Here is a 25,733-nt window from a genome sequence, read left to right as displayed (position 1 = left end):
TCGCGACTGAAGCGGTACGCCGCCCGGTCGCTCCTACGGTGCCAAACGCAGTGCCGTAGGAGCGACTTCAGTCGCGATAATGCGTTTCAGCCCGCGGCCACCTTCGCCGGCGCGTCCCCGTATTTGATGTCGTACTTGCGGATCAGCTCCTCGCGCCGGGCCGGGTCGAAGTTGATGTTGCGCGCATCGTAGCCGGCGTGTTCCAGCAGACGCTTGTCCATCACCTTGTACCAGAGCGGCGGGAAGTAGCTGATGAAGAACATGCCGAAGTAGCCGTTGGGCAGGGTGGGCAGGTTCTCGAAGTGGCGCAGGCTCTGATAGCGCCGGGTCGGGTGGGCGTGGTGGTCCGAATGTCGCTGCAGGTGGAACGTGGCCCAGTTGGAGAACATGTGGTTGCTGTTCCAGCTGTGGTACGGCTTGGTGCGTTCATAGCGACCGTTGGCGGTTTTGTGGCGCAGCAGGCCGTAGTGCTCGATGTAGTTGGCGGAGGTGAGCTGAAACGCGCCCCAGAACGCGGTGGCCAGAATGTAGGGCAGCAGGCCGATGCCGAAGATCGCCAGCACCGAGCCCCAGGCCACGGCGGTGATGATCGCCGGCTGGATGATCTCGTTCTCCAGGGACCACACTGATTTGCCGCGCGCCTCCAGACGATCTTTTTCCAGACGCCAGGCACGCTTGGCGGCGCCGGGAATCTCCCGCAGCACGAACTTCCAGATGCTCTCGCCCATGCGCGAGGAGGCCGGGTCCTCCGGCGTGGCCACGTCCTTATGGTGGCCCTTGTTGTGCTCGATGAAGAAGTGCCCGTAGCCACACGGCGCCAGCACGAACTTGGCCAGCCAGCGCTCGCCCTTGCCCTTCTTGTGGCCCATCTCGTGGCCCAGGTTGATGCCCACGCCACAGGTGCCGCCGATCAGGTAGACCATGGCCAGCACCCCGTACCAGGGCAGATCCTGGGTGCCCACGAACCAGGCGCCGAAGAACCAGGCGCCCCAGATCAGCGGTACCAGGGCGTAGGTCACCCAGCGGTAATAAGGATCTTCCTCCAGCTGCGGGACGATCTCCTCCGGCGGGTTGCTCAGGTCCTCGCCGATGATCATGTCCAGCACCGGCACCGTCAGGTAGTAGAACACCAGCGGAATCCACAGCGTCCAGGCGTTGCCGGTGGCGAAATACAACGCCGGGCCGACGAACACGATGGCCGGCACGAAGATGGAGGTGAACCACAGTTTTCGCTTGCGGTCGCGGTACACGACCCCGGAAGGTCCGGTGAAAACGCCTGCCTTGCTCATAGCAACCTCGATATTGTTGTTCGATGGGATACAGAATGTCTCCCCCGGACCTTGCAAGGCACCGCCTAAGGTGGCAATAAGTCGTCATATAGTGACAAAGGACCCGACCATGGTCGCCACCGACACCGGCCGCCTGCGCCCCGCCATCCACCCGGTCTACCCCCGGCTGATGTGCGCCTATCTGCACGAAAGAGGCTTCGAAAACGACGCCATCTTCCGTGGCACCCGGCTGCAATGGGAGCAACTGCTCGGTGAACACCGCTACCTGAGCCTGGAGCAGGTGTCGCGCCTGGAGCGGCGCGCCGTGGCCCTCACCGGCACCCCCTGGCTGGGCCTGGAAATCGGCGCCGCCACCTCGGTGTCCGCCCACGGCCCGCTGGGCTACGCGGTGATCTCCGCCCCGGACCTGCGCGCCGTGCTCAAGGTAGTGGCCCGCTTCGTGGCGGTGCGCTTCCAACTGGTGGAACTCAGCTTCGAGGAGGACGAACGGGAAGGGCGGCTCACCCTCCACGAAAAAGTGGACCTGGGCGACATGCGGGAATTCAACGCCGGCTCGATCCTCGCCACCTACTTCCAGCTGGTGGACACGGTCACCTCCCGGCGCCTGCGCGACGCCCGCATCCAGGTGCCCTTCGAGGCGCCGCCCTGGGCGGAACACTATGAACAACGGCTCGGCTGCCCGGTGACCTTCGGCGCCGACCACCTGGCCATCACCCTGCCCAAGCCGGTGCTCGACACCCCCTGCCTCACCGCCGACCCGGGCCTGCACCGCACCGCGCTAAGGGATTGCGAACACCAGCTCAAGCAACTGCAGAGCGGCGGCCCGCTCAGCCAGCGCATCGGCATCGAACTGCTCGACGGCGACGGCCAGTACCCCACCCTGGAAGACATGGCCGCCCGCTTCGCCATGTCGCCGCGCACCCTGATCCGCAAGCTAAAAAGCGAAGGCACCCGCTACCAGGAACTGCTCGACGACGTACGCGGCGAGCTCGCCGCCTGGTATCTCCTGGAAACCGACCTCCCGGTGGAACGCATCGCCGAACGCCTCGGCTACCAGGACCCCTCCAACTTCAGCCGCACCTTCCAACGCTGGTTCGGCGTCTCCCCCCGTCAAATGCGAAGAGAACAGTAGGAGCGACTTCAGTCGCGATTCCACACCCGGCTACACCACACCACGCTCAACACCTCTCCACCCCCAACAAAAACCGCTCCAACGCAAACACATGCTCATCCTCCGCCCCCAACTCCCGCAACGCCTCCGCCAGATTCAACAAATAATCCCGATTCGGCCCACTAGGCCCATGACTCCCCGCAATCTGCCGCGCGATCGCCGCCTCGGACGCCGGCCCCAAAAACGCCGCGTTGTCCTCCGTGGCGATGTACACCAGCCCTTCCTCATGCCCGCCATCGGAAAACGTCATCGGCGTGGAAAACCGCAAATAGCCGTTCTTTTCCCGCACATCCAGATGATCGAACACCGCCGGCGCCACCCGGTACGCCATCCCCGCGCACACCGTCCCCGGGCTCTCCACCAGCGTCAGCACCCGCCCCGGGGACTCAGGCGTCCCCCGGTGATCGTGGGAGCCCTGCCAGAACCGCCGCGCCCACCCGCGAATGCTCGCCGGCCGCCGCTCCAGATACGGAAAATCCGCCTTGAAAATCAGCGACCCGTAACCGAACAACCAAACGCTCTCGCGCCCGCTCAAATCCTGCCGCTGCTTATTGATCTCGATGGTATTGAATGACATGCGCCCAGGATAACGAATCCCACCCCAACCCGCCGCCGCCCAAGCGCGCTTCGTTCACTCCATGCCCAATCGAACCCCCCGTAGGAGCGGCTTCAGCCGCGATCCCCCCGGCACATACCCACCACCCTTGACCCCAAACAACCAAAACCCCCGACCATTTCCGCTACAATCCCCAACACCACGAACAAACCAACAAGGGCCCCCATGAAAGACGTACGCCAGGAATACCACGCCCCCGGCCTCACCGAAGCCGACCTGCTGGCGGACCCGGTCGAGCAGGCCCGCCGCTGGGTCGACGAAGCCATCGACGCCAACCTCCCCCTGGCCAACGCCATGACCCTCGCCACCGTCTCCGCCCACGGCCGCCCCTCCAGCCGCGTGGTCCTGCTCAAAGGCATCGAGGACGGCGGCTTCGTCTTCTTCACCCACTACGACAGCCGCAAAGGCGACGACATCGCCGCCAACCCCAACGTCTCCTTCGTCATGTTCTGGGGCCCCTTCGACCGCCAGCTCATCGTCAACGGCCGCGCCGAAAAACTCGACCCCCAACAATCCCGCGACTACTTCGCCAGCCGCCCCCGCGACAGCCAGCTCAGCGCCGCCATCTCCCCGCAAAGCCGCCCCGCCACCCGCGAACAACTGGAAGCGGACATGGCCAGCCTCGCCCAGCAATACCCGGAAGGCGAGCCCATCCCCATGCCCGAAACCTGGGGCGGCTACCGCATCACCCCCGAGGAAATCCAGTTCTGGCACGGCCGCCCCAGCCGCCTCCACGACCGCTTCCGCTACCTCAAACAAGGCACCACCTGGACCCGAGAACGCCTCGCCCCCTAAGGCGTTCCCCGCCCGGCGGCCCCCGCCCGCACGCCCCCACACGCCCCTGTAGGAGCGGCTTCAGCCGCGATCAGCCCCTAAATCAACCACCAACCTCTCCACTTCAAAGCAGCGGTCCGGCCTTTCGCCTCTGGCCTATAACGACGCCCTAAAACGCCACCACGAACCGACGCCGTAACCCGCAACCCAGCGCCATGGACCAGATCAACGATGACCTTAGGGCCTTCCCGGTCCGCAGGCTGTAATGGCGCACCCGAATGGCATCGCGAAACCGATCACGGAGCCTTGGGCGTCTTTCACTATCCGTGTGCATGGCTACACTCTTGGGGCTGTTTATATGAACGGTGTCATGGCAATTCGGAACTGAAGAAATCAAGCGAACAGGGACAGACAACGCGGCAGCGTTTGTAACCCGTTGAGTTTTCTGGTTTTATTTCATGAAGCTAAAAACTATAACGTGATATGACGCCCGCGCGTTCATTGGATATTCGAGACGGCGTCCTAATACCTGTTATGAATTCATTGGGAGCAAGGATAGGTCCATATGGAAAGATATAAGGTAACGTTCTGCGCGCCGAAAAATGACAAAGAGAAAATTTTCATTGCAAGGGCTGTGGTGGGTGCAGAATCATCTGGCGATGCAGCAAAAACTGCTTACGAATTTTTGAAGGGAAAATACCCAGAGATTAATCGCGGTGACTGGCTTGCTGTTCATTCTGACCAACCCTTGTTGGTGCCTGAAACTCCGGTGGAATCACCCTTTGGCGTGGAGCAGCAGAATGATTGAATGCTATCCTTTAAGAAGATATATAAAGCTAATGATTATAATTTTAATTGTTTTCTTTTTTTCATCCACATTGGCGGCCGAAGTTTACGTTGCTAATAAAAAAATAGGATTAAATGAACGGGTTCTTGTTCGAGGTGGCGATTATATTCGAATGTGTTCAAACACAGTGGTCGGAATTGAATCGGGTGAACTCCCAGAAATTGATGGCTGCCTCCTTTATACTGAGGGCTTGAGAACTGGGTATGGGAAAGCTACGACAGAGGTCATCACTAAGGCTGCCCTTCTAAATATCTCTAAAGATCATGATGATTGGGAAAAAGCTCTTTCTTCTGATTTTTATCAATCTTTAAAAAGTGAGATGGGGCGATGCAACTTAGGTGTGTCTACGCCAAAGACGGCTAGGGCGCTTTCAAAATATATAAAAGCTAATGGTCTGGAGAGCGACTTTCTTGCCTCTATTTTCTTTAATTTTTTAAAAGATAGATACAAGGAGTGTGAGTAATGGCAAAGTTGCTTTCTGTATTGGCAAAGATTCTCTGGGTTCTGCTTTTTCTGTTTATTATGGTTTACGTTCTTAATTTTATTTTTGTGGGGGAGGCGCTTGCAAAGTGGGGGATGTATACCTGGATAGCTCATGCCATTGTTATTGGCGCTTGGAGTGCTTTAGCTTTTGGTATAGGTCGCTTAGCCGTTCGGATCAGGTCATAGATTCATAACAAGTAGTTCAAGTTCGCTACGGCCCTGACGGGCCTCCGCCGGACCGCCTTTCCGTTGCACTCCAAGGCGGCCGCTTAACATTGGCGTTATATGCCGGAACCCGCTGCACTTTAAACTAAGGAATATCTGTGAAGATAAAAGAAGTAAAATTAAATCGATTCAAGCGTTTTACCAACCTTACGTTAACGAACATTCCTGAGACCGCAAAGCTCATAGTGCTTGTTGGACCGAATGGAAGCGGAAAAACCTCTCTTTTTGAGGCTTTGAACCATTGGTATAAATTCAAAGGTTTCAATGATCGAGGTGTCCAGGATTACTTGGAAAAGAACGATGGAGAGATATCAAATCCACAAGCATGGCGACAAACTTCACAGAATAAGGTGGAAATATCCTTCCATAATGACCAGCAGCTTAATCAAGAGCAGATAAAAGGAAAGTTCTATTTTCGTACTGCGTACAGAAATGAACCGGACTTTACGGTTTCTAATCTAAATAAGCAGAACAATCCTGCGGAAACTATCAAACTGCAGAATTTAATGCAGAATGACCAGACTGTTTCTGAAAACTACCAGCGTCTCGTGGCTCAAACGTTAGCGGGTGTTTATGAATCATCTAACAATACCAAAACTGTTGAGCAGCTCAGAGATGAACTGATAGGCAAGATAAAGAATTCTCTATCTAAGATATTTGATGATCTAAATTTAAGTTCCATTGGCGATCCGCTATCAAATGGCAGTTTTTACTTTGAAAAAGGTACGGCAAAAGACTTCCACTACAAAAATCTATCCGCTGGTGAAAAATCAGTATTCGATCTTGTTTTAGATATGATTATCAAGTCTAGCTTTTACTCTGATGCTGTTTTCTGTATTGATGAGCCAGAAGCGCACATGCATACAAGGCTTCAATCTAAAGTTCTCAGAGAGCTTTATGATTTAACCCCTGACAACTCTCAGCTTTGGGTTTCGACTCACTCGATAGGGATGCTTAAAGAAGCTGAGGATATTGAAGAACAAAATCCAGGAACGGTTGTTTTTCTAGATTTTGACAATAGAGATTTCGACTTGGCTGAGATAATCCAACCAACTAAAATTAGCAGGGCTATTTGGGATCGGTTCTTTGACTTGGCGTTTGCCGATTTTTCTAAACTTATATCTCCTCAGAGAATTGTGTTTTGCGAAGGGACTAGCCAGGGAAGAAAGTATCGAGATTTCGACTCGTTGATTTACGGAAAAATATTGGGTGAAAAGCATCATGGCACTACGTTCGTATCTGTCGGGTCATGCTCAGAAATAGAAGATATCGAAAATCAATCTGTCAAAATTATATCCAATATATTGAAGTCTTCGGAAATTATAAAGTTCGTCGATAGGGATGACAAAAGTGATGAAGAGGTTGCTGAACTCTTGGATAAGGGTATAAAGACTTCTGTCAGAAGGCACATTGAATGTTATCTACTTGACGATGAAATTATTAAGAAATTATGTACAGCAACAGGAAAAGAGGGTCTCATAGATCAGTGCCTTCAGGCAAAAATACTGGCTATTCAAGAGAGTGTTGGTAGGGGCAACCCCGAAGACGATATAAAATCAGCAAGCGGAAAAATTTTTACTGAAACAAAAAGAATCCTAGGATTGACGCAATGTGGTAACAATAAGTGCGCCTTTCTTAGGGATACTATGGCGCCACTGGTTACTCAGGAAACGCAGGTATATCAAGAAATCGAAAATGAGATACTCGGTTAGCGATAGGGAAGCATATAGCAAGCGCATGTTGCCGGACTGGTTTTCCGCTGCGCTCCAAACCAGCCGCAAATGCGGGCGTTAGGGCTACAAATGAAATTTCGATCAATATTCATAATAGCAGTAGCGTTTCTACTTTGTGGCTGCCCTCCTAAAGGAGCAATGTTGAAACAAAGAGAGCTTCAGCATATTGATGCGGGCCTAGGAGTAGATGGCACAAAACGAATCATCACCAGCGACGAAGAAGTTGATCTGTTAGCTGGCGAGGTAATAAATTTATTAAAAAATGAAGGTTTTGAATTCCTAGGCTCAAGTATGTCATGGGGGCTTCAGCCATTAACGGGCCACACACAGAATTTGAGTTTTAGATATCCAGGTACAAATGCCTTGCATTGTTATGTGCAAATCTCGAAAAAAGAGTTTCAGGTAAAGTTTGTTGAGCTTGAATCAAAGCCGCAACCAAATGAGTTCGCAACAAACGAGGTTGATCTTCAAGCTATGAAGCAAGCGGCAGAACGTCTAAATGAGTTGGCAAAACACAAAATACCAGGGCGTTCTATACGTATTTCAACCTTTAATCGCGCAGAAAGCCCTAACAAAGTAAATCAGCAAGGGCCTGCGGCCGGGACGCGCTAACGCGCGCCCCTGTTTGCGGCGTTAAGGTGCCGAGTTACCCACAAGGAGTAGACACCCTTTATAGTTAGGGTTGCCCCTACACGGAGGTGTGTCATGGCCAAGAAACAACGCCACGCCTATACGGAGGAATTTTGCAGGGAGGCAGTACGTCGACCGGATCAGCCCGGCAATACGGCAGCATCGGTTGCCAAGGAACTTGGGCTGCATCCCGGCCAGATCTACAACTGGCGCCGCCAGTTCTCCCGGCTTTCGGAAAAGCAGTTCAATAGCCTGTCCGGCGTCGATTATTCGCAACAGGAATCCGAGGAGGAGCGCCGCCTCAAGCGTGAGCTGCATGCAGCCCGGAAGGAGAACGAGTTTTTAAAAAAGGCTGCTGCGTACTTTGCGAAGCTCCAGGAGTGAAGTACGCAGTGATTGCGGAGCATCTGGGGCAGTACACGGTAACGCTGATGTGCCGGGTGCTGGAGGTATCCCGCTCCGGGTTCTACAAGTGGAGGGGGCCCCCACCGTGTGCCGCCCAGCTACGCAGGGAGAGGGTCGAGAACAAGGTGGTCGAGTCGTTCGGCGAGTTCAAGGCGCGCTACGGCGCGCCCAGGTTGGCGCTGGAACTGAAGGCGGCGGGGCTGCCCTGCTCGAAGAACTTTGTGGCCAATATCATGCGTTTACGCGGCATTCGAGCTCGCAATGGCAAAGGCTTCCATTATCGTCCGGCCAGCCCGACGATGATCAACGTCGAAGACAACCTCCTGCGTCGCCGCTTCCGTGCAGAGGGCCCGAACCAGAAGTGGGTCACGGATATCGCCTATATCTGGGTCAATGGGCGCTGGCTGTACCTGGCCACGGTAATGGATCTCTATTCCAGAACCATCGTCGGATGGAAGCTCGACACTTCGACGGCGGAGAAGCTCGCAATGGACGCGCTCAGCATGGCATTCGCAAACCGGAATGTTCAGCCCGGGTTGATCATCCACTCGGATCGCGGGGTCCAGTTCCGCACTGTGAAGTAGCTGGACATGATTCGCTCGCGCGACTTTTTGCCCAGCATGAGCCGACAGGGTAACTGCTGGGATAATGCGGTAATGGAATCATTCTACAGCCGGCTCAAGGTTGAGCTGATCTATGCCGAGCAATATCCTTCCATTGAAGCGGTTCAATCCGGTATCTTCGAATACATTGAAAATTTTTATAACCGCAAACGAAGACACTCTGCCCTCGGCAATATCAGTCCGGCAGAATTTGAGCGCAGATGCGCATAATAGTGTCTACTTTTTGTGGGTAGGACCAGAATCAATGGTTGATGCTCCGGATCTAACAAAGCTATCAATAACACTAGAGATATTCGGATTGGCCCTCGCCTGGGGCGAAACCAGAAAACCTATTTGGTTTATCAATTTCGATAAGAAATTAAGCCAAATCGCAGAAGCCGACCTCGGTGACGCCCTATCATTGATGCCAATGATAATTGAGTACGTGCTTATTGCATTTCTGGTTGGAGGGGGGGCTTATGTTCGGCCTCAACTTTCAGTCCGAGGATTTTAAGTATCTTTATGGAGTCGCATTCCTGTTGGTCTTATGTGCGCCGTTCGCAGTGAAGAGGATGAAAGTGTTCTCAGGCGGTAATGCTATGGCCTCGTTGGGTCTTATAGTTGCAGGAGCAGGTGTGGCGATCCAGGCTGTGCAGTGGCTATAACAAGTAGGGGCAGTTCTTGGCCCCTCTCGCTCGGGGCCGGACGCTCGTACCTCGCGCCGCTGCGTATAGACTTATACGGAGAAAAAAGTGGGTTTAGCTTTAGATGTCATTGTCGCAACAGCAGCACTAATTGGTGCCGCATTGGGTATTTTCAACTATGTCGAAGCCCGAAAATTGGCCAAAGTGCGGCTGAATATCGAACCCAGAGCAATGTTTCCGATGGGCTTCAATGGCGAAAACTCCGGGCACTATCTTTCTCAATCCAAAGAGTTTCTTCGAGAAAATCAGCCACCTGAGACAATCGGATTTAAGATTACAAACCTCAGTTCATTCCCGGTGGTATTGGATGAGCTCGGCTTTCTTCATCACGGAAGTAAGAGGCATGCAGTCATTCCATGTCCGATAACCGATAACGATGTTAAGTGGCCAAACAAACTCAACCCGCGAGAATCCGTTACTGTGCGGACACGTCTGGTTTATATGCTTGAGACAAGTAATTTGCAAAAATTGCGCTGCTGCTATGTTAAAACCGCGTGCGGCAGTACTGCAAAGGTTCAGGGGCCAGTACTTAAGGGCTTGGTGGCGTATGTTCGAGATGCCGTGTAACCAATAGTTCCTGTACGTTACGGGCCCGATGGCTGCTCCACCGGACGCCCTTTTCTCCACTTCTCTGCAAAAATGTCGCCGCTTAACAAAAGGGTTATATGTTGAGGAATACACTGTGCCCAAGGTGATTTTGGAAGGCTACATTGTTGTTCCAGAAGATGATCTCAACGCTGTATCGGCGGCTCTCCAAACACATATTGAGCTAACCCGGGAAGAAAACGGCTGCTTACGGTTTGAGGTCACGCAGAATCCAGAATCGCTAAATATTTTCAACGTGTATGAGGAATTTGTTGACCGCACTGCATTCGAGCTACACCAGTTTCGTGCCATAGCTTCGGTTTGGGGAGCTGTTACTGCCAACGTGGAAAGGTACTACGATGTCTATGAATCACACATACAGTAGTGCGCGGCCCTGTTGTCGAATAAATCATTCGAGACGGCGCCTCTTCGCGGTGCGGCTTGTATCAGACGTTAAGAGGCCCCGAGATATTTCGGGGCCTCTTCTTGTCGGTCTTAGCGGCTGAAATCTCGAACGATAGAAAGCCGGCCATCCTCAACCGTGATGGATACCGGCGTATCCACGGCAAAGCCGGCTTGCTCCAGCCAGATGCCTTTTAGAAGAATGAACGGGGCGACGCGATTTCCGCCGGATGGGGTGCTTTTTAGGATATAGTCCCAGTGGCCTCGGCGGACCTTGAGGGTGCGCTTATTCATGGTGGTGCTCCTGTTGTGCAATTTCTAGGTTGCGTAGGTAGGGCGGTCGGGAGGCTAGAAACAGCAACAGGTACTGCTCCGACTATTTCCTGCAAGCAGGTGTTGTATTCGCCGGACCTCCCGGCCATTACATCCCGGATTTCGGGTACAAAAAAGCCGCAATCGTTCCGGGGTGCGGCTTCGCCCGCCTGTTGGAGTTTCTAGGCTCCAGACAAAAAGTCTACTTGGATTTTGCGTACTGTCAATATGGACAGTGTGGTCCGCGCGGCCTTTGAGAAAGAGCGCGCAGTGAGGGTTGAAAGAAGCGTCGGCGGAGCGGGTAGCACACCCGGTGTTCAATAGGGCGCGGTACTGATCTGCGTCGGGCTGGCTGCCTGGTCGCGCAGGCGCCGTGCGTCGGCGGAGGGGGCTTGGCCGAACAGGCGGCTGTATTCCCGGCTGAGTTGCGACGGGCTTTCGTAGCCCACGGTGTAGGCGGTGTCGCTGACGTCGGCGCCGGAGAGCAGCTTGATGCGGGCTTCCTGCAGGCGCAGGCGTTTCTGGTATTGCAGTGGCGTGATGCCGGTGGCGGATTTGAAGTGCCGGTGCAGGGATGCCTGGCTCATGCCGGCGTATTCCGCCAGGGCCTGCACGGTGAGGCGTTCTGTGTGGTGGTTGCGGATCCAGTTGATGGCCCGGCGTACCCGGGCGATGCGGTTGTCGTTGCCGACCAGCTGCCGGACGATGTCCCGGTGGGGGCCGGTGAGCAGGCGGTACAGGAGCTCCCGCTCGAATGGCTCAATTCCCCAATGCCCCACGCATTCCCCGAGAGATGCATCAAGCTTCGCGCATCCGCCCCCGCTGATCGCTCGACGGAAAGAGGCGAATCGGGCATTTTAGGCCCTGCTGATTCAAAGCGGTTGTCACGCACGCAATGCCGTCATTGCCTTGGTGCAAGAGCGGCGGCTCATCATTGTGATAGGGAGACGGATGTGATTCGGGTGGTATACCGGTGGCGGGTGGCGGAAGAGGACTTCCCGCGCTTTCAGGAAGCGTGGGCTCACACCACGAACAGGATTCATGAAACCATGCCCGGAGCGCTGGGCAGCTTCATGCTCCGCGGCCCCGAGGACAAGACCGAGGTGCTGACGGTCGCCAAGTGGTACGCCATGGAGAGCTGGAAGGCGTTCTGGGGCGCGGAGAACCCGTCGCAGATGGTGGGGATGCGTGAGATCGGCGAGCGGCTTTCCGTCACCGTTTACGACGAAATTGAGGATTTCACGCGCTGAAGCGATAAATCGGTCGCTTACCTTGGTTGATGGCCGGTCCGGTTGGGCACCCTGGCGGGATAAATGCAATGAAAGAGAACCTGGAATGATGGAAGAGCGATACCCCTATAAGCCAAAGCTGCTCGCGGCGATCGTCACCGTTGTCTTTTTCGGCGTGCTTGCCGGCTTCATGGGCTTCTTTTCCTTGGATAACGATCGGGGGCTGGTGTTGAACGGCATCATCCATTTTTCGCGAATGGGCGCGACGATCTTCTACTGGGTGATCACGTTCGTGCTCGCGGCTTTCTCGGTGTTGGGCTTGCTGCTGATCTTCAAGAGCCTCACATCAAAGGGAGAGCTCATCATCACCGATCAGTATGTTCGGGCACCGAAGAGCGGCATTAGCAAAAAGATCATCACGGTGCCGTTTAATGACGTGGAAAAAGTCTCGGTCCAGGAAGTAAAAGGAACGGTCTTCTTCAAGATTATTCACCGCAAAGGGAAGCTCACTATCGTATCCAGCGTACTGCCGAAGCGGGAGGATTTCGAGTACGTGAAGAAACATATCCTGGCCCATGTGAGGTGCTGACAAGGTGACGATGAAGGCGAAATACCGCATCTCGAAAAAGGACTATGTGGCTTCGGGCCGACTGTACGCCAGGCCCACGGTGAAAGTCGTGATTGTCTCGGTAATGGTGTTCGCTGTCCTTCTGGTCGTGGCGGTTTATGCGCCGCCAGCCGTCAGTGCACCCATCGTCGGTGGTTTGATCGGTTGGATTGTCTTTTTCCTGGTGGTCCAGCTTTTCGTATCGCCGTATTTACTTGGGCGGCACTACGATAAATATAAGGCGATGCACGAGGAGTTCACCGTTGAGTTGAGAGAGGAGGGCGTCTCCTTCTCCTCCCGGGATGGCGAGGGGCTGCTTCGCTGGGATGCGATCCATAAGTGGCGCCAGAATGACCGCTACGTGATCATTTTTTCCATGCCAAGACTCTACTATGTGGTGCCGAAATCAATCAGCGAAAGTGGTTTCGACATTCCGGCCCTTGTGGCTGCCTTGAATCAAACAATGCCGGAAAGCAAATAGGCGGAGTGCCTTTGTTTCCCGGCGGAAGGGAGCTTGTCGTTCCTATGAGTAAACGGTTCGTGGTCACCGGTGGTCCTGGTGGCGGCAAAACCACCTTGCTGGATGCTCTCGCGGCGCGGGGCCATCGCGTGGCCCCGGAGGCCGCGCGGCGGATCATAAAGACGAGGTTGGCGGCGGGGCTGTCGCCGCGACCGGATGCCTCCTCCTTCGCCAGGGAGATCCTGGATTCGGACATCGAACAGTATCGGGCCGCGACAGCCCACCACGGCGTGACCTTCTTTGACCGGGGTGTGCTGGACGCGTTGTACATGCTGGACCTGGCGTCCGCTATCACGGAAGACGAAGCGGCCGGTCTGGTTCAGCGGTTCCCGTACCAAAATCCCGTATTTCTGCTGCCGCCCTGGCAGGAAATCTACGGCACGGACTCGGAGCGGGACCAGACCTTCGAGGAGTCCGTGGAGGTATTCGAAGGGATGAAGCGGTGGTATGAGCGGCGGGGCTACCAAACCGTGGAAGTGCCTCGCGTCGGCATTGAGGAGCGGGTTGCCTTCATTATGGCAACGGCGGGATTAGAGTAATAGAAGTGATTGGCTGCGTTGTACAGGAAGAAGTCTCCGGTTTCGGCATTGCCTCCGTGGCCAACATTTTCGGCAAGAGCTACGGGGAGATGAAGGCCATCGCCAACGGCATGGGCATACAGGCGGAGGATGAGCGCCCCTGGCTTTTGACAAAGGCATCGATTTCGACAGCTATACCCTCCGAAAAGACGGCCAGGAACTGGTGATGGAGTGGACCAACTGGTTCGAGTGGGAGATCCGGGGTGATGAGTCGGCGCTGGTGGCCATAGCGGACCACCATGGTTTGACGATCCGTGAGGAGGGTTCCGGAAGCGCTAGCGGAGGTCGATAGTCTGATATGAGCAACCTGGAACTGGTTGATCTTACCCGGGTGGATTCAAAGGACCTTCTGGCGGTATTGAACGAGGCGCCGCTGAGAAAGCACCTGGTGGGTCACGCCTGCTTCGACAAGGACAGCGTCCAGGAGTGGGTAAGGGAGAAGCGTCGGCTGGACACGCTGCCCGGCTGCCGGGTTCGCGGGATTCTCGTGGGTGGGAAGCTGGCGGGGTGGTGCGGGATTCAGCCGGATGATCATGGCTTCGAACTTGCGATCGTGCTGTCACAAAGGGCCTGGGGGCTTGGCATCGCCGTATTCAGAATCCTGATGGGCTGGGCCAGCGAGTTCGGCCATGAGGAAGTTGTCTTCCATCTTCTCGGCAGTCGACCGGAATACCGGTCGCTGGCCAGAATGGCGCGCGAGGTGCACCAGAGCCAGCTGCTGGGCCGGCGTTTCACCACCTACCATTTGCTGGTGGCGCGCCCTGTTGCGAGCTGAGGGCTCAGTATATATGATTCGTATACGTTTCATATATAGGTCGTGCCATGGGCATCGTAAAGATCAACGATGATCTCCACGAGGAGATCCGCAAAGCCAGTTCGGTAATGGTGCGTTCCATCAACGCCCAGGCCGAGTTCTGGATCAAAATCGGTATGTTGGCGGAGGCCAATCCTGAGCTGTCCTTTTCCGAGATCGTGCGCGAGCAGCTGAAGCTGGCCGAGGTGGATATACGGCGGGTGGCCGGTGGCTGAGGCGGTCTTGAAGACGGAGGCGGAGCTGGCGCTGATGCGCGAGTCCGGGCGGCTGCTGGCGTCGGTGTTCGCGTACCTGGATGGTTGGGTGGCGGCCGGTCTTTCCACCCTGGAGATCAACGATCGGGTGGAGCGCTACATCGTCGATGAGCTGGGCTCGCGTCCGGCCAGCAAGGGCCAGTATGGCTTCGAGTATGTGCTCAATACCTCGGTGAACCAGGTGGTGTGCCATGGCGTGCCGTCGGCGAAGAAGATCCTGAAGTCCGGCGATATCATCAATGTGGACATCACCCTGGAGAAAGGCGGCTTTATCGCCGATTCCAGCAAGATGTACATGATCGGCAAGGTGGCTCCCCATGCGCGGCGGTTGGTGGAGAAGACCTACGAGGCCATGTGGGAAGGCATCCGCGTGGTCAAACCGGGCGCTACTTTGGGCGATGTCGGCGCCGCGATTCAGCGCTACGCCGAGCGGCAGGGGTACTCCGTGGTACGCGAATACTGCGGCCACGGCATCGGGCGCGAGATGCACGAAGCCCCGCAGGTGTTGCACTACGGCCAGCCCGGCGCCGGTACCGTGCTGCGCGAGGGCATGACCTTTACCATCGAGCCGATGATCAATCAGGGTAAGGCGGCGGTGCGCACCAAGCCGGACGGCTGGACCGTGGTCACCCGCGACAAGCGCCTTTCCGCCCAGTGGGAGCACACCATCGCGGTTACCCCGGATGGCTTCGAGGTGCTGACGCTGCGAGATGAAGAGCGTGCCTGACCCGGGGCAGACGACGCCTCAAACGGTCAGATACTTCTTCACCAGCTCATCGTCGAGCTCGTTCACGCCGCCTTCCGCCACCTTGCTGCCCCGGTCCAGAATCGCGAAGTGGTCCGCCACGGCGCGGGTGAAGGGCAGCTTCTGTTCCACCAGCAGAATGGTGAGGCCTTCTTCCTGGTTCAGGGTTTTGATGACCCGGGCGATCATGTCGACGATGTTGGGCTGAATGCCTTCGGTGGGCTCGTCCAGGATCAGCAGTTTGGGGTCCAGGGCCAGGGCGCGGCCGATGGCGAGCTGCTGTTGCTGGCCGCCGGAGAGGTCGCCGCCCCGGCGGTGGCGCATGTCGTGGAGCACCGGGAACAGCTCATGGATGCGCTCGGGGATTTTGCGGCTGCGGTCGGCGCGGGCCTGGAGGCCGGTTTCCAGGTTTTCTTCCACGGTGAGCAGGGGGAAGATTTCCCGGCCCTGGGGAACGTAGCCGATGCCGGCGCGGGCCCGTTCCTCGGCGGGCTTTTTGGCCAGGTCGCGGCCTTGGAATTCAATGCTGCCGGAGGCCACGGGGAGCAGCCCCATGATGGCCTTGAGCAGGGTGGTCTTGCCGACACCGTTGCGGCCCATGACGCACAGGCATTCGCCTTCGGCGACGGTGAGGTCGAGATCCCAGAGGGTGTGGGATTCGCCGTAGTATTGGTTGAGGCCTTGTAGTTTCAGCATGTTCCTTTCTCATAAAAGCGGCGCCGGGCGGCCTGTGGCCGCGATACAGGATTCAGGATGCAGGATACAGGTGCGGGGCAAGGGCCTGTCTTTCATCCTGTATCCTGCACCCTGTATCGAGCGTAGCGTCACATGGATTCGCCGAGGTAGACCTCGATCACCCTGGGGTCGTTTTGCACCTGCTGCATGCTGCCCTCGGCGAGGACGCTGCCCTGGTGCAGCACGGTGACGGTGTTGGCGATGGAGCGGATGAACTCCATGTCGTGCTCCACCACCATCACCGAGTGTCCGCCGGCCAGGCCCTGCAGGAGCTCGGTGGTGCGTTCCACTTCCTGGCGGGTCATGCCGGCGATGGGTTCGTCCACCAGCAGCAGCTCCGGTTTCTGCATCAGCACCATGGCGATTTCCAGCCATTGTTTCTGGCCGTGGGAGAGGGCGCCGGCGGGCCGGTCGCGATCATTGAGCAGGCCCACGGTATCCAGAGTGCTCGCCATCCAGTCGCGTTGTTCGCCGGTGACCGGTTTCAGCAGGGCGTGCCAGGTGCCCTTGGGGCCGGCCATGGCCAGCTCCAGGTTTTCCAGGGCGGTGTGTTCCGGGAACACGGTGGGTTTCTGGAACTTGCGGCCGATGCCGGCGGTGGCGATTTCCGTGTCCGACATGCGGGTCAGGTCCAGGGTCTGGCCAAAGTAGCAAACGCCGCTGTCCGGGCGGGTCTTGCCGGTGATCACGTCCATCATGGTGGATTTACCGGCGCCGTTGGGGCCGATGATGCAGCGCAGCTCGCCGGGTTCGATGTAGAGCGTCAGGTCGTTGAGGGCCTTGAAGCCGTCGAAGCTGACGGTGACGTCCTCCATGTAGAGGATGTGCTTGCCGCCGGTGTCCAGGTGGCCCGCCGATACCGGGCGGGTGCCCGGGCGCAGGGGCCCGAACACCTGGTCACGGCGGAAGGTTTCGCGGAGGCTGGTGGCGAAGGAATCAGGCTGGCTCATGGTGGGCCTCCTGGTCCGGTTGTTTCTTCTTGCGGGCCAGGTTCCTGGCCAGACCGACGAGCCCTTGCGGCAGGAATACGGTGACCGCCACGAACAGGCCCCCCAAGGCGAACAGCCAGGCTTCCGGCATCACGCCGGTGAACACGGTCTTGGCGTAGTTCACCAGGATGGCGCCGATCACCGCGCCGTACAGGGTGGCGCGGCCACCCACGGCCACCCACACCACCAGCTCGATGGAGTTGAGCGGCGAGAATTCCCCCGGGTTGATGATGCCCACCTGGGGCACATAAAGGGCCCCGGCGATGCCGGCCAGCACCGCGCTCAAGGTGAATACCCACAGTTTGTAGTGTTCGGTGCGGTAGCCCAGGAAGCGGGCGCGGGATTCCGCGTCGCGTACCGCCATGACGGTGCGGCCCAGGCGGGTGCCGGTGATCCAGCGGCACAGCACGAAGGCACCGCCCAGGGCGAGTGCCGAGGCCAGCAGCAGGGCCACCCGGGTGCCATCCGCCTGCAGCGAGAAGCCGAGCAGGTCCTTGAAGTCGGTGAGGCCGTTGTTGCCGCCAAAGCCCAGCTCGTTGCGGAAGAACGCCAGCATCAGCGCGTAGGTGAGCGCCTGGGTGATGATCGACAGGTAAACGCCGGTGACCCGGGAGCGGAACGCCAGCCAGCCGAACACGAAAGCCAGCACGCCGGGTACCAGACCCACCATCAGCAGGGCGAAGCCGAAATGGTCGAAGCCGTGCCAGTACCAGGGCAATTGATCCCAGTTCAGGAATACCATGAAGTCCGGGAGTTCCGGGTTGCCGTAGACGCCCCGGTCGCCGATCTGGCGCATCAGGTACATGCCCATGGCGTAGCCGCCCAGGGCGAAGAAAGCGCCGTGGCCGAGGCTGAGGATGCCGCAGTAGCCCCACACCAGATCCAGGGCCAGGGCGAGCAGGGCGTAGCACAGGTACTTGCCCAGCAGGGTGACGGTGTAGCTGCTCACGTGCAGGGCGGAGTCCGCCGGTACCAGCAGGTTGAGCAGGGCGACGATGATCACCGCGCCGAACAGCACGCCCAGGAACAGCTTGGCGGCGTGGTCGGTGAGCGCGGTCTTGAAGTCGGAATGTCTCATGAATCCTCCGCGGCCCGACCGCGCTGCGGGAACAGCCCGCGCGGTTTGCGCTGAATGAACAGGATGATGAACACCAGCACCATGATCTTGGCGAGCACGGCGCCGGCCAGCGGTTCGATGAACTTGTTGGCGATGCCCAGGCCGAAGGCGGCGGTGAGCGTGCCCCACAGGTTTCCGACGCCGCCGAACACCACCACCATGAAGGAGTCGATGATGTAGGCCTGGCCCAGGTTGGGGCCCACGTTGGTGAGCTGGGCCAGGGCCACGCCGGCGATACCGGCGATGCCGGAACCGAGGCCGAAGGTGAGGGCGTTGACCCGTTCGCTGCGGATGCCCATGGCCCGGGCGGTGATGCGGTTCTGGCTCACGGCCCGCACCTGCAGGCCGAGTCGGGTTTTCTTGAGCACGGTGAGCAGGGTGAGGAACACCGCCAGGGCGAAGAAGATGATGTAGAGCCGGTTGTAGGTGAGCGAGAACACCGGGTTGATTTGCAGGGCACCGCTCATCCAGTCCGGGGTCACCACGCTGCGGTTCAGCGGCGAGAAGATCAGCCGCACCGCCTGCTGCAGAATCAGGCTGACGCCGAAGGTAGCGAGCAGGGTTTCCAGGGGGCGGCCGTAGAGAAAGCGGATCACGCAGCGTTCGATGACGATGCCGACCAGGGCGGAGACAAGAAAGGCGGCGGGGATCGCTATCAGCAGGGACCATTCATGGCCCTGGGGAAAAACCTGTTGCACCACATAGGTGGTGTAGGCGCCCAACATGATCAGCTCGCCATGGGCCATGTTGATCACGCCCATGACGCCGAAGGTGATGGCCAGGCCGATGGCGGCCAGCAGCAGCACCGAGCCCAGGCTCAGGCCGAAGAAAATGGTATCGGCGGTTTCGTAACGGGCGGCGCGCGCGTCGATGGCCTTGAGCGCTTTCTCCGCCGCGTTGCGTTCGGCGGCGGCGTCGGTTTGCGTGGCGCGGTCGCGCAGCACGTTTTTCACCGCCGGCTCCAGGCTGCCGGCCACCGCGTCGATGGCCGCCAGGCGGGTGTGCAGGTCACTGCCGGGATCGCGCAACAGCGCGATGTTCAAGGCAGTGTCGATGGCTCCGTTGACCAGGGGGTTGCTTTCCTCGGCCTGACGTTCGCGCAGGGCACGCAGCATCGTCGGGTCGGTGGTGCCAACCAGACGCTGCGCCGCTTCCCGGCGCGCCAACGGGTTGGCGTTGGAGAGCGCGGCCACGGCCTGCAGGTTGCGAATCCTCTCGCGCAGCCGGTTGTTGATGATCACCGGGCGGGCGGCACGGGCGTCCACCTGGCCCAGGGATTCACCGGTGAGCGGGTCGGTGAGGGCCCAGCCGCCGTCGGCCTGTTCGCCCAGGACGATACGGTCGTGGGCGCGGTCGTGGACCAGCTTGCGGTCCAGCAGTGCCTGTAGCAGGGCCTCGGCTTGTTCGTGGCCGGAGCGGGCGATGGTTTCAATGGCCCTGCCCTTGACGTCGAAGTCGCGGCTTTTCAGGTCGGCGAGCGCGTCGCTCACCGAGGGCGGGTCCGTCGCCACCGGGTCGTCGGTGGGCGTCTGCGCGCCCGCCACGCCGGTGGCGCCGAGCCACAGCAATACAATCAGCAGAACCCTTCGCATCGTGGTTCCTCGAAATCCGTCCGTTAAAGGCGGGCCGGCCAGCGCCGGCCCGCGGGTCGCGAATCGTGGGCGTTCGCTTATTGGGCGGTCTGGCCGCCGCAGGTCTTGGTCTTGGTGTTGTAGTTGCCGCAGTTGATCGGGGCGGTCCAGTCGGCGATCAGGTTCTTGGAATCCGGCAGGTAGTCGGACCAGGCATCGCCGGCCACCAGGCCGTCGGTTTGCCAGACCACGGCGAACTGGCCGTCGTCCTGGATTTCACCGATCAGCACCGGCTTGGAGAGGTGGTGGTTCTTGTTCATCACCGCGGTGCCGCCGGTCAGGTTCGGAGTCTCCACGCCGATCATGGCCTTGGCGACTTTGTCGGTGTCGGTGGATTTGGCTTTCTCAACCGCTTTCACCCACATGTTGAAGCCGATGTAGGTGGCTTCCATGGGATCGTTGGTGACGCGGCTGTCATCGCCGATGTAGTCGTGCCACTGGTCGATGAACTTGTTGTTCTCCGGCGTGTAAACGCTTTCGAAGTAGTTCCAGGCGGCCAGGTGACCCACCAGCGGACCGGTGTCGATGCCGGACAGCTCCTGCTCGCCCACGGAGAAGGCCACCACCGGGATGTCGGCGGCGTCGATGCCCTGGTTGCCCAGCTCTTTATAGAACGGCACGTTGGCGTCGCCGTTGATGGTGGAGACCACGGCGGTCTTCTTGCCTTCGCTGCCGAATTCCTTGATGCGGGAGACGATGGACTGCCAGTCGGAATGACCGAACGGGGTGTAGTTGATCATGATGTCATCGTCGGCGATGCCCTTGGACTTCAGGTAGGCCTCCAGGATCTTGTTAGTAGTGCGCGGGTACACATAGTCGGTGCCGGCCAGCACGAAGCGCTTCACGCCCAGGTCGTTGATAAGATAGTCAACCGCTGGAATCGCCTGCTGGTTAGGCGCGGCGCCGGTGTAGAAAACGTTCTTGGAGGATTCCTCGCCTTCATACTGAACCGGATAGAACAGCAGGCCGTTGAGCTCTTCCACCACCGGCAGCACGGACTTGCGCGACACCGAGGTCCAGCAACCGAAGATCACGTCGACCTTATCCTGGGTAAGAAGCTGGCGGGCTTTCTCGGCGAACAGCGGCCAGTCCGAGGCCGGGTCCACCACCACGGGTTCGAGCTTCTTGCCCATCACGCCGCCTTTTTCGTTCTGTTGCTCGATCATCATCAGGACGGTGTCCTTGAGCGTGGATTCGCTGATCGCCATGGTGCCGGAGAGCGAATGCAGCACGCCCACCTTGATGGTGTCCGCGGCGCTGACCAGACCACTGTAGGTGATGGCGCCGGCGGCGATCCCTACCTGGGCGATGCGTTTCAGGTTCCGTTTCATGCTCATGATGTTCCCCTTGTTGTAGTTACCGATCCGTACCGAACTCCCGGGCGTCGCCTTGGGCGCGCGCTTCGTGGAGCATATGCAGGGTGATTTTTCTTACTTCATTGCGGCTGGCCTCGATGTGGGCCTTGAGCATCATCTGCGCCTGTTCCACCCGCCGGTGCGCGATCGCCTCGAGAATCGCGGCGTGCTCCTGGTAGGTGGCGTCGATGCGTGGCGGCTTGGTGAAATCGAGCCGACGGATGATGCGCAGCCGTTCCGTGAGGTCATGATGGATACGCGCCATTTCCTGATTACCGGCGGCTTCCACCAGGACTTCATGGAATCGTTCGTCCAGCGCCGACACCGGGCCCACCTGGGTCGGTCGCTGGTCCGGGGGCGTGGTCCACAACCGCGTCAGTGCCTCGAGCTGCGGCGATGGACCTTCCTGTTCGCAAAGGCGACGCACGGCGGCGCATTCCAGCACCGTGCGCACGTCGTAGAGTTCCTCGAAGTATTTGAAGTCGAAGGGTTTGACCTGCCAGCCACTGCGCGCCAGCACTTCCACATAGCCTTCCCGCTCCAGGCGGAACAACGCCTCGCGCACCGGCGTGCGGGAAGCGCCCATGCGCTCGGCGACCTCGTTCTCGCTGAACCGGTCGCCGGGCAGCAGGCGGAAATCGAAGATGTCCTGCTTGAGCTGTCGGTAGATGCGTTCGGCCAGGTTCTCGCGTGGGTTCGGTTTGAGGACCATCTTCATGGGGCGCTCCTTCAGGCCACGTCCGTGTCGATCACCGCCACCGGATCACCGGCGTTGATGATCGCACCGGGTTGGCAGTGCAGGCCGGTGATGGTGCCGGCGGCGCTGGCGGTGATCTCGAACTCCATCTTCATGGCTTCCACGATCACCAGGGTCTGGCCTTCCTGCACGGTGGCGCCTTCCTCCACCAGCAGCTTCCAGACGTTGCCGCTGATCTCGGCGCTCACCAGGTGGCCGTCCACCTCGCCGATGTCGGCGCCGCCGCCGCCCAGGATGGCGGACTCGATTTGCGCGTCCTCGTCCTGCCAACGGGCCACTTCCTGCTGGTAGGCGGCCTGCTGGTTTTCCCGGAAGGCGACCATTTCCGGTTCGATGTCATCCAGGAAGCGGTGGTAATCCGCCAGGGAAAATTGTTCCTCGGTGATCTCCACTTCCAGGCGGCCTTCGCGGAAGGCATCGCGCATGCCCGCCAGCTCGTCTTCGCTGACCGGGTAGTAGCGCACCTGGTCGAAGAAGCGCAGCAGCCAGGGTTCGCCGGTTTTGAACTGGCGGTTCTTGAGGTGCTTGTTCCAGATCGGCACGGTGCGGCCCACCAGTTGGTAGCCGCCGGGGGAGTCCATGCCGTAGATGCACATATAGACGCCGCCGATGCCCACGGTGCCCTCGGCGGTGTAGGTGCGCGCCGGGTTGTACTTGGAGGTCATCAGCCGGTGGCGCGGGTCCACCGGCACCGCGCAGGGGGCGCCCAGGTAAACGTCGCCCAGGCCCAGCACCATGTAGCTGGCCTGGTAGACGATCTCCTTGACCCGCTCGATGGAATCCAGCCCGTTGATGCGGCGGATGAACTCCACGTTGTTGGGGAGCCAGGGTGCGTCGCCGCGAATGGTTTCCTGGTAGCGCTTCACCGCGTCCAGGGTGGCGCTGTCCTCGAACGCCAGCGGCAGGTGCAGCACCCGGGAGGTGACCACCATGTCGGCCACGGAGCCGATGGCGGCTTCCCGAGCCAGCAGGGTGTTCACCAGGTCGGTCTGGTGGATGACCCGGGAATCGTAGTGCACCTGCAGGCTGCGCACGCCCGGGGACAGTTCCAGGATGCCTTCTACTTTGTCGCCCTTGAGGTTTTCCATCAGGGCGTGGACGCGGAAGCGCAGGTCAAGATCCAGCACGTTGTCGCCGTACTCGATCAGAATGTATTTATCGCCGGCCTGCCGGTAGGTGATGCGCGGCGCCTGCTCGGTGGCGTCCAGCTCCGCCAACATCGTCGCCGACGTGGAGTCTTGCTGTAGGAGCGACTTCAGTCGCGATCCTCCCAAGGTAACCGGCTCTTCCCAGGCGCCTTCCGGCTCCAGGGTCTCAATCGCCCGATCCCGCGCCTTCTCCAACGCCAGCGCCTCATCGAACGCCATCGGCACGAAACGGATGCTGTCACCGGGTTTCAACTGCCCCACCTTCCACAGCTCCGCTTTGGCGATGGTCACCGGGCACACGAAGCCGCCCAGGCTGGGGCCGTCCTTGGTAAGGATCACCGGGAAGTCGCCGGTGAAGTTGACGCTGCCCACGGCGTATTCGCAGTCGTGGATGTTGGACGGGTGCAGGCCGGCCTCGCCGCCGTCGGTGCGGGTCCAGGTCGGTTTCGGGCCCACCAGGCGGATGCCCAGGCGGTTGGAGTTGTAGTGCACCTGCCAGTCGGCGCTGAAGAATTCCTCGATGGCCTCTTCGGTGAAAAAGTCCGGCGCGCCGTGGGGGCCGTACAGCACCTTGATTTCCCATTGCTGCGGGTAATCCGGAATCAGCGCGGCGTCCGGCGCCGCCGGCTCATGCTCCGGGGCCGGGGTGGGGCAGCCCGCCAGTTGTGGCTGGCAGATCGAGAGCACGTCGCCCTTGCGCAGGGTGCGCCCGCCGTGGCCGCCGAACTGGCCGAGTACGAAGGTGGATTTGCTGCCCAGGTAGTCGGGCACGTCGATGCCGTTACGCACGGCGATGTAGGTGCGGCAGCCACTGGTGGCCTTGCCGGTGACCAGGGTCTGGCCGGCCTTTACCGCCACCGGTTGCCAGAGTGCCACCGGCTCGCCGTCCAGGGTGGCGTCGCAACCGGCGCCGGTGATCGCGATCACCGTGTCGCTGTGGAAGCGCAGAGACGGCCCCACGAGCGTGGCTTCCAGGCCGGCTGCGCTGGCGTGGTTGCCGACGATGCGGTTGCCGATCCGGAACGCGTAGTCGTCCATGGGGCCGGACGGCGGCACGCCGATGTCCCAGTAGCCGGCGCGGCCCGGGTAGTCCTGCACCGTGGTGTAGGTGCCCGGGTCGACGATCTCGAAAGCGGTGGGGGTGTACTGGAAGCTTTCCAGGTAGCGGGTGGAAACCTTGCCCTCCGCCACCGCCGGATCGCGCAGAATCTGGCGCAGGTAATCCAGGTTGGTGGCGATGCCGGACAGGCGGGTGGCGGCCAGGGCATTGCGCATGTTGTGGAGGGCGGTGGCGCGGTCGGCGCCGTGCACGATCACCTTGGCCAGCATCGGGTCATAGTGCGGGCTCACCTCGGTGCCGGTGTCCACCCAGCCATCCAGGCGGATGTTTTCAGGAAAGGATACTTCGGTGAGTTCGCCCGGACTGGGTTGGAAATCCTTGAGCGCGTCCTCGGCGTAGATGCGCACTTCCATGGCGTGGCCATCGGACCGGTAGTCCTGGTCCAGGGGCACGCTCTCGCCACCGGCCAGTTTCAGCATCCAGGCCACCAGGTCCACGCCGAACACGGCTTCGGTGACGCCGTGTTCGACCTGGAGGCGGGTGTTCACCTCCAGGAAATAGAATTCATCGCGCTCGTCGTCGTAGATGTATTCCACCGTGCCGGCGGATTGGTAGTTCACCGATTCGCCCAGGCGCACCGCGCTGTCATGCAGTTTTTCCCGGGTGGCCTGGGGCAGGTTAGGGGCCGGGGTTTCCTCCACTACTTTCTGGTTGCGCCGTTGCAGGGAACATTCCCGTTCGCCGAGCGCCAGCACCTTGCCTTTGCCGTCGCCGAAGATCTGCACTTCCACATGGCGGGCCCGGGCCACGAACCGTTCGATGAACACGCCGGAGTCGGAGAAGAAACTTTCGCCCAGGCGCTTCACGGATTCGAAGGCGTCCACCAGCTCCGCTTCATCGTCGCAGCGGCTCAGGCCGATGCCGCCGCCGCCGGCGGTGCTCTTCAGCATTACCGGGTAGCCGATGTCGTCGGCGGCCTGTTTGGCGTCATCCAGGCTTTGCAGAAGGTCGGTGCCGGGGGCCAGGGGCACGCCGGCGGCCTCGGCCAGGGCGCGGGCCTCGTGCTTGAGGCCGAAGCGGCGCAGCTGGTCCGGGGTCGGGCCCACGAACACCACGCCCTGGGCGGCGCAGGCCTCCGCGAAGTCGGCGTTCTCGGAGAGAAAGCCGTAGCCGGGGATCACCGCGTCGGCGCCGGTGTCCTTTACCGCTTGCAGAATCAGGTCGGTGCGCAGGTAGCTTTCCGCCGCGGTCTGGCCGCCCAGTGCCACCGCCTCGTCGGCGGCGGCCACGTGCTGGCTGTTGCGGTCGGCGTCGGAGTATACCGCCACCGAGGCAATGCCCATGCTCTTGAGCGTGCGGCAGATGCGCACCGCGATCTCGCCGCGGTTGGCGATCAGGACCTTCTTCAAAGCCATT

30 protein-coding genes are annotated in these 25,733 nt (G+C 59.3%); 19 read left to right on the top strand and 11 right to left on the bottom strand.

The window, feature by feature from the left end; translation table 11 throughout:
* Positions 1-86: 86 nt before the first annotated feature.
* Positions 87-1,289: an alkane 1-monooxygenase gene (locus JF515_RS18855; protein ID WP_203105982.1), complete on the bottom strand. Its 1,203-nt coding sequence runs from the start codon at positions 1,287-1,289 to the stop codon at positions 87-89.
* Between the two features lie 109 nt (positions 1,290-1,398).
* Here JF515_RS18855 and JF515_RS18850 point away from each other — a divergent pair, with 109 nt between their 5' ends.
* Complete coding sequence (locus JF515_RS18850; protein WP_203105981.1) at positions 1,399-2,421, top strand: AraC family transcriptional regulator; 1,023 nt, start codon at positions 1,399-1,401, stop codon at positions 2,419-2,421.
* A 46-nt stretch (positions 2,422-2,467) separates the two neighbouring features.
* Here the strand turns inward: JF515_RS18850 and JF515_RS18845 are convergent, their stop codons facing one another.
* Positions 2,468-3,037, bottom strand: a complete 570-nt coding sequence (locus tag JF515_RS18845) for a gamma-glutamylcyclotransferase (RefSeq protein ID WP_203105980.1) — start codon at positions 3,035-3,037, stop codon at positions 2,468-2,470.
* Between the two features lie 204 nt (positions 3,038-3,241).
* On the opposite strand from JF515_RS18845, the gene pdxH reads away from it, so the two are divergent.
* The 11 genes from pdxH (at position 3,242) to JF515_RS18790 (ending at position 10,449) form a co-directional block, all read left to right on the top strand.
* The gene (pdxH, locus tag JF515_RS18840) at positions 3,242-3,871 is read left to right on the top strand and encodes a pyridoxamine 5'-phosphate oxidase (RefSeq protein ID WP_203105979.1); all 630 of its coding nucleotides are present in this window, start codon (positions 3,242-3,244) and stop codon (positions 3,869-3,871) included.
* A 544-nt stretch (positions 3,872-4,415) separates the two neighbouring features.
* Positions 4,416-4,658, top strand: a complete 243-nt coding sequence (locus JF515_RS18835; protein WP_203105978.1) for a hypothetical protein — start codon at positions 4,416-4,418, stop codon at positions 4,656-4,658.
* Positions 4,651-5,160, top strand: coding sequence for a hypothetical protein (locus JF515_RS18830; RefSeq protein WP_203105977.1), 510 nt, complete (start codon positions 4,651-4,653; stop codon positions 5,158-5,160). The genes JF515_RS18835 and JF515_RS18830 overlap by 8 nt, the downstream gene beginning before the upstream one ends.
* On the top strand, positions 5,160-5,366 hold the full coding sequence (locus tag JF515_RS18825) for a hypothetical protein (protein WP_203105976.1): 207 nt from the start codon (positions 5,160-5,162) through the stop codon (positions 5,364-5,366). The genes JF515_RS18830 and JF515_RS18825 overlap by 1 nt, the downstream gene beginning before the upstream one ends.
* Before the next feature lie 137 nt (positions 5,367-5,503).
* Entirely contained in the window at positions 5,504-7,117 is a 1,614-nt protein-coding gene (locus JF515_RS18820; RefSeq protein ID WP_203105975.1) for an AAA family ATPase, read from the top strand.
* Positions 7,118-7,276: 159 nt separating this feature from the next.
* Positions 7,277-7,750: a hypothetical protein gene (locus JF515_RS18815; protein WP_203105974.1), complete on the top strand. Its 474-nt coding sequence runs from the start codon at positions 7,277-7,279 to the stop codon at positions 7,748-7,750.
* A 93-nt stretch (positions 7,751-7,843) separates the two neighbouring features.
* On the top strand, positions 7,844-8,152 hold the full coding sequence (locus tag JF515_RS18810; protein WP_203105973.1) for a transposase: 309 nt from the start codon (positions 7,844-7,846) through the stop codon (positions 8,150-8,152).
* A gap of 8 nt (positions 8,153-8,160) precedes the next feature.
* Positions 8,161-8,757: an IS3 family transposase gene (locus JF515_RS18805; RefSeq protein ID WP_338015253.1), complete on the top strand. Its 597-nt coding sequence runs from the start codon at positions 8,161-8,163 to the stop codon at positions 8,755-8,757.
* Between the two features lie 6 nt (positions 8,758-8,763).
* Positions 8,764-9,006, top strand: coding sequence for an IS3 family transposase (locus JF515_RS18800; protein ID WP_203105972.1), 243 nt, complete (start codon positions 8,764-8,766; stop codon positions 9,004-9,006).
* A gap of 521 nt (positions 9,007-9,527) precedes the next feature.
* A complete protein-coding gene (locus JF515_RS18795; protein ID WP_203105971.1) occupies positions 9,528-10,046 on the top strand; it encodes a hypothetical protein in 519 nt (172 codons plus the stop codon).
* Between the two features lie 115 nt (positions 10,047-10,161).
* Positions 10,162-10,449: an antibiotic biosynthesis monooxygenase gene (locus JF515_RS18790; protein ID WP_203105970.1), complete on the top strand. Its 288-nt coding sequence runs from the start codon at positions 10,162-10,164 to the stop codon at positions 10,447-10,449.
* 110 nt (positions 10,450-10,559) lie between these two features.
* Here JF515_RS18790 and JF515_RS18785 read toward each other — a convergent pair whose 3' ends face one another.
* Together JF515_RS18785 and JF515_RS19525 are read right to left on the bottom strand one after the other, a co-directional pair.
* Positions 10,560-10,760: a SymE family type I addiction module toxin gene (locus tag JF515_RS18785; protein ID WP_203105969.1), complete on the bottom strand. Its 201-nt coding sequence runs from the start codon at positions 10,758-10,760 to the stop codon at positions 10,560-10,562.
* Between the two features lie 335 nt (positions 10,761-11,095).
* Positions 11,096-11,557, bottom strand: coding sequence for a helix-turn-helix domain-containing protein (locus tag JF515_RS19525; protein WP_203105968.1), 462 nt, complete (start codon positions 11,555-11,557; stop codon positions 11,096-11,098).
* 174 nt (positions 11,558-11,731) lie between these two features.
* On the opposite strand from JF515_RS19525, the gene JF515_RS19715 reads away from it, so the two are divergent.
* The 7 genes from JF515_RS19715 to map all read left to right on the top strand — a co-directional run bounded on the left by JF515_RS19715 (position 11,732) and on the right by map (position 15,507).
* Positions 11,732-12,028: an antibiotic biosynthesis monooxygenase gene (locus JF515_RS19715; protein WP_203105967.1), complete on the top strand. Its 297-nt coding sequence runs from the start codon at positions 11,732-11,734 to the stop codon at positions 12,026-12,028.
* Between the two features lie 85 nt (positions 12,029-12,113).
* Positions 12,114-12,596 carry a hypothetical protein gene (locus tag JF515_RS18770; protein ID WP_203105966.1) on the top strand — a complete coding sequence of 161 codons (483 nt, stop codon included), beginning with the start codon at positions 12,114-12,116 and terminating at the stop codon, positions 12,594-12,596.
* A gap of 10 nt (positions 12,597-12,606) precedes the next feature.
* Complete coding sequence (locus tag JF515_RS18765) at positions 12,607-13,095, top strand: YcxB family protein (RefSeq protein WP_238401208.1); 489 nt, start codon at positions 12,607-12,609, stop codon at positions 13,093-13,095.
* Positions 13,096-13,139: 44 nt separating this feature from the next.
* On the top strand, positions 13,140-13,673 hold the full coding sequence (locus JF515_RS18760) for an AAA family ATPase (RefSeq protein ID WP_203105964.1): 534 nt from the start codon (positions 13,140-13,142) through the stop codon (positions 13,671-13,673).
* A 337-nt stretch (positions 13,674-14,010) separates the two neighbouring features.
* Positions 14,011-14,487 (top strand): GNAT family N-acetyltransferase, encoded by a 477-nt coding sequence (locus tag JF515_RS18755; protein WP_203105963.1) that lies wholly within the window; start codon positions 14,011-14,013, stop codon positions 14,485-14,487.
* A gap of 47 nt (positions 14,488-14,534) precedes the next feature.
* Positions 14,535-14,741 (top strand): ParD-like family protein, encoded by a 207-nt coding sequence (locus JF515_RS18750; protein WP_194296896.1) that lies wholly within the window; start codon positions 14,535-14,537, stop codon positions 14,739-14,741.
* Positions 14,734-15,507, top strand: a complete 774-nt coding sequence (gene map, locus JF515_RS18745; RefSeq protein ID WP_203105962.1) for a type I methionyl aminopeptidase — start codon at positions 14,734-14,736, stop codon at positions 15,505-15,507. Before JF515_RS18750 ends, map begins: the two co-directional genes overlap by 8 nt.
* 18 nt (positions 15,508-15,525) lie before the next feature.
* On the opposite strand, the gene urtE is transcribed toward map, so the two are convergent.
* The 7 genes from urtE to uca form a co-directional block, all read right to left on the bottom strand.
* A complete protein-coding gene (gene urtE / locus JF515_RS18740; protein ID WP_203105961.1) occupies positions 15,526-16,221 on the bottom strand; it encodes an urea ABC transporter ATP-binding subunit UrtE in 696 nt (231 codons plus the stop codon).
* 128 nt (positions 16,222-16,349) lie between these two features.
* Entirely contained in the window at positions 16,350-17,210 is an 861-nt protein-coding gene (urtD, locus tag JF515_RS18735; RefSeq protein ID WP_203105960.1) for an urea ABC transporter ATP-binding protein UrtD, read from the bottom strand.
* Positions 17,197-18,327 carry an urea ABC transporter permease subunit UrtC gene (gene urtC, locus JF515_RS18730; RefSeq protein WP_161385454.1) on the bottom strand — a complete coding sequence of 377 codons (1,131 nt, stop codon included), beginning with the start codon at positions 18,325-18,327 and terminating at the stop codon, positions 17,197-17,199. The genes urtD and urtC overlap by 14 nt, the downstream gene beginning before the upstream one ends.
* Positions 18,324-19,958, bottom strand: a complete 1,635-nt coding sequence (gene urtB, locus JF515_RS18725) for an urea ABC transporter permease subunit UrtB (RefSeq protein WP_194865623.1) — start codon at positions 19,956-19,958, stop codon at positions 18,324-18,326. The genes urtC and urtB overlap by 4 nt, the downstream gene beginning before the upstream one ends.
* Before the next feature lie 77 nt (positions 19,959-20,035).
* Positions 20,036-21,334, bottom strand: a complete 1,299-nt coding sequence (gene urtA / locus JF515_RS18720) for an urea ABC transporter substrate-binding protein (protein WP_203105959.1) — start codon at positions 21,332-21,334, stop codon at positions 20,036-20,038.
* Between the two features lie 19 nt (positions 21,335-21,353).
* Entirely contained in the window at positions 21,354-22,064 is a 711-nt protein-coding gene (locus JF515_RS18715; RefSeq protein WP_194865642.1) for a GntR family transcriptional regulator, read from the bottom strand.
* 17 nt (positions 22,065-22,081) lie between these two features.
* A complete protein-coding gene (gene uca / locus JF515_RS18710; RefSeq protein ID WP_203105958.1) occupies positions 22,082-25,732 on the bottom strand; it encodes an urea carboxylase in 3,651 nt (1,216 codons plus the stop codon).
* Position 25,733 lies beyond the last annotated feature (1 nt).

The organism is Alloalcanivorax marinus (genome assembly GCF_016785095.1).
In the GTDB taxonomy this organism is placed as follows: domain Bacteria; phylum Pseudomonadota; class Gammaproteobacteria; order Pseudomonadales; family Alcanivoracaceae; genus Alloalcanivorax; species Alloalcanivorax marinus_A.
The sequence above is the reverse complement of the archived record's forward strand: the minus strand, read 5'-3'. Positions and strand labels throughout refer to the sequence as shown.

Coding starts and splice junctions, on each gene's coding strand:
- JF515_RS18855 (WP_203105982.1), bottom strand. CDS start 1,289: ATGAGCAAGGCAGGCGTTTTCACCGGACCTTCCGGGGTCGTGTACCGC.
- JF515_RS18850 (WP_203105981.1), top strand. CDS start 1,399: ATGGTCGCCACCGACACCGGCCGCCTGCGCCCCGCCATCCACCCGGTC.
- JF515_RS18845 (WP_203105980.1), bottom strand. CDS start 3,037: ATGTCATTCAATACCATCGAGATCAATAAGCAGCGGCAGGATTTGAGC.
- pdxH (WP_203105979.1), top strand. CDS start 3,242: ATGAAAGACGTACGCCAGGAATACCACGCCCCCGGCCTCACCGAAGCC.
- JF515_RS18835 (WP_203105978.1), top strand. CDS start 4,416: ATGGAAAGATATAAGGTAACGTTCTGCGCGCCGAAAAATGACAAAGAG.
- JF515_RS18830 (WP_203105977.1), top strand. CDS start 4,651: ATGATTGAATGCTATCCTTTAAGAAGATATATAAAGCTAATGATTATA.
- JF515_RS18825 (WP_203105976.1), top strand. CDS start 5,160: ATGGCAAAGTTGCTTTCTGTATTGGCAAAGATTCTCTGGGTTCTGCTT.
- JF515_RS18815 (WP_203105974.1), top strand. CDS start 7,277: ATGTTGAAACAAAGAGAGCTTCAGCATATTGATGCGGGCCTAGGAGTA.
- JF515_RS18810 (WP_203105973.1), top strand. CDS start 7,844: ATGGCCAAGAAACAACGCCACGCCTATACGGAGGAATTTTGCAGGGAG.
- JF515_RS18800 (WP_203105972.1), top strand. CDS start 8,764: ATGATTCGCTCGCGCGACTTTTTGCCCAGCATGAGCCGACAGGGTAAC.
- JF515_RS18785 (WP_203105969.1), bottom strand. CDS start 10,760: ATGAATAAGCGCACCCTCAAGGTCCGCCGAGGCCACTGGGACTATATC.
- JF515_RS18770 (WP_203105966.1), top strand. CDS start 12,114: ATGATGGAAGAGCGATACCCCTATAAGCCAAAGCTGCTCGCGGCGATC.
- JF515_RS18765 (WP_238401208.1), top strand. CDS start 12,607: ATGAAGGCGAAATACCGCATCTCGAAAAAGGACTATGTGGCTTCGGGC.
- JF515_RS18760 (WP_203105964.1), top strand. CDS start 13,140: ATGAGTAAACGGTTCGTGGTCACCGGTGGTCCTGGTGGCGGCAAAACC.
- JF515_RS18755 (WP_203105963.1), top strand. CDS start 14,011: ATGAGCAACCTGGAACTGGTTGATCTTACCCGGGTGGATTCAAAGGAC.
- JF515_RS18750 (WP_194296896.1), top strand. CDS start 14,535: ATGGGCATCGTAAAGATCAACGATGATCTCCACGAGGAGATCCGCAAA.
- urtE (WP_203105961.1), bottom strand. CDS start 16,221: ATGCTGAAACTACAAGGCCTCAACCAATACTACGGCGAATCCCACACC.
- urtD (WP_203105960.1), bottom strand. CDS start 17,210: ATGAGCCAGCCTGATTCCTTCGCCACCAGCCTCCGCGAAACCTTCCGC.
- urtC (WP_161385454.1), bottom strand. CDS start 18,327: ATGAGACATTCCGACTTCAAGACCGCGCTCACCGACCACGCCGCCAAG.
- urtB (WP_194865623.1), bottom strand. CDS start 19,958: ATGCGAAGGGTTCTGCTGATTGTATTGCTGTGGCTCGGCGCCACCGGC.
- urtA (WP_203105959.1), bottom strand. CDS start 21,334: ATGAGCATGAAACGGAACCTGAAACGCATCGCCCAGGTAGGGATCGCC.
- JF515_RS18715 (WP_194865642.1), bottom strand. CDS start 22,064: ATGGTCCTCAAACCGAACCCACGCGAGAACCTGGCCGAACGCATCTAC.
- uca (WP_203105958.1), bottom strand. CDS start 25,732: ATGGCTTTGAAGAAGGTCCTGATCGCCAACCGCGGCGAGATCGCGGTG.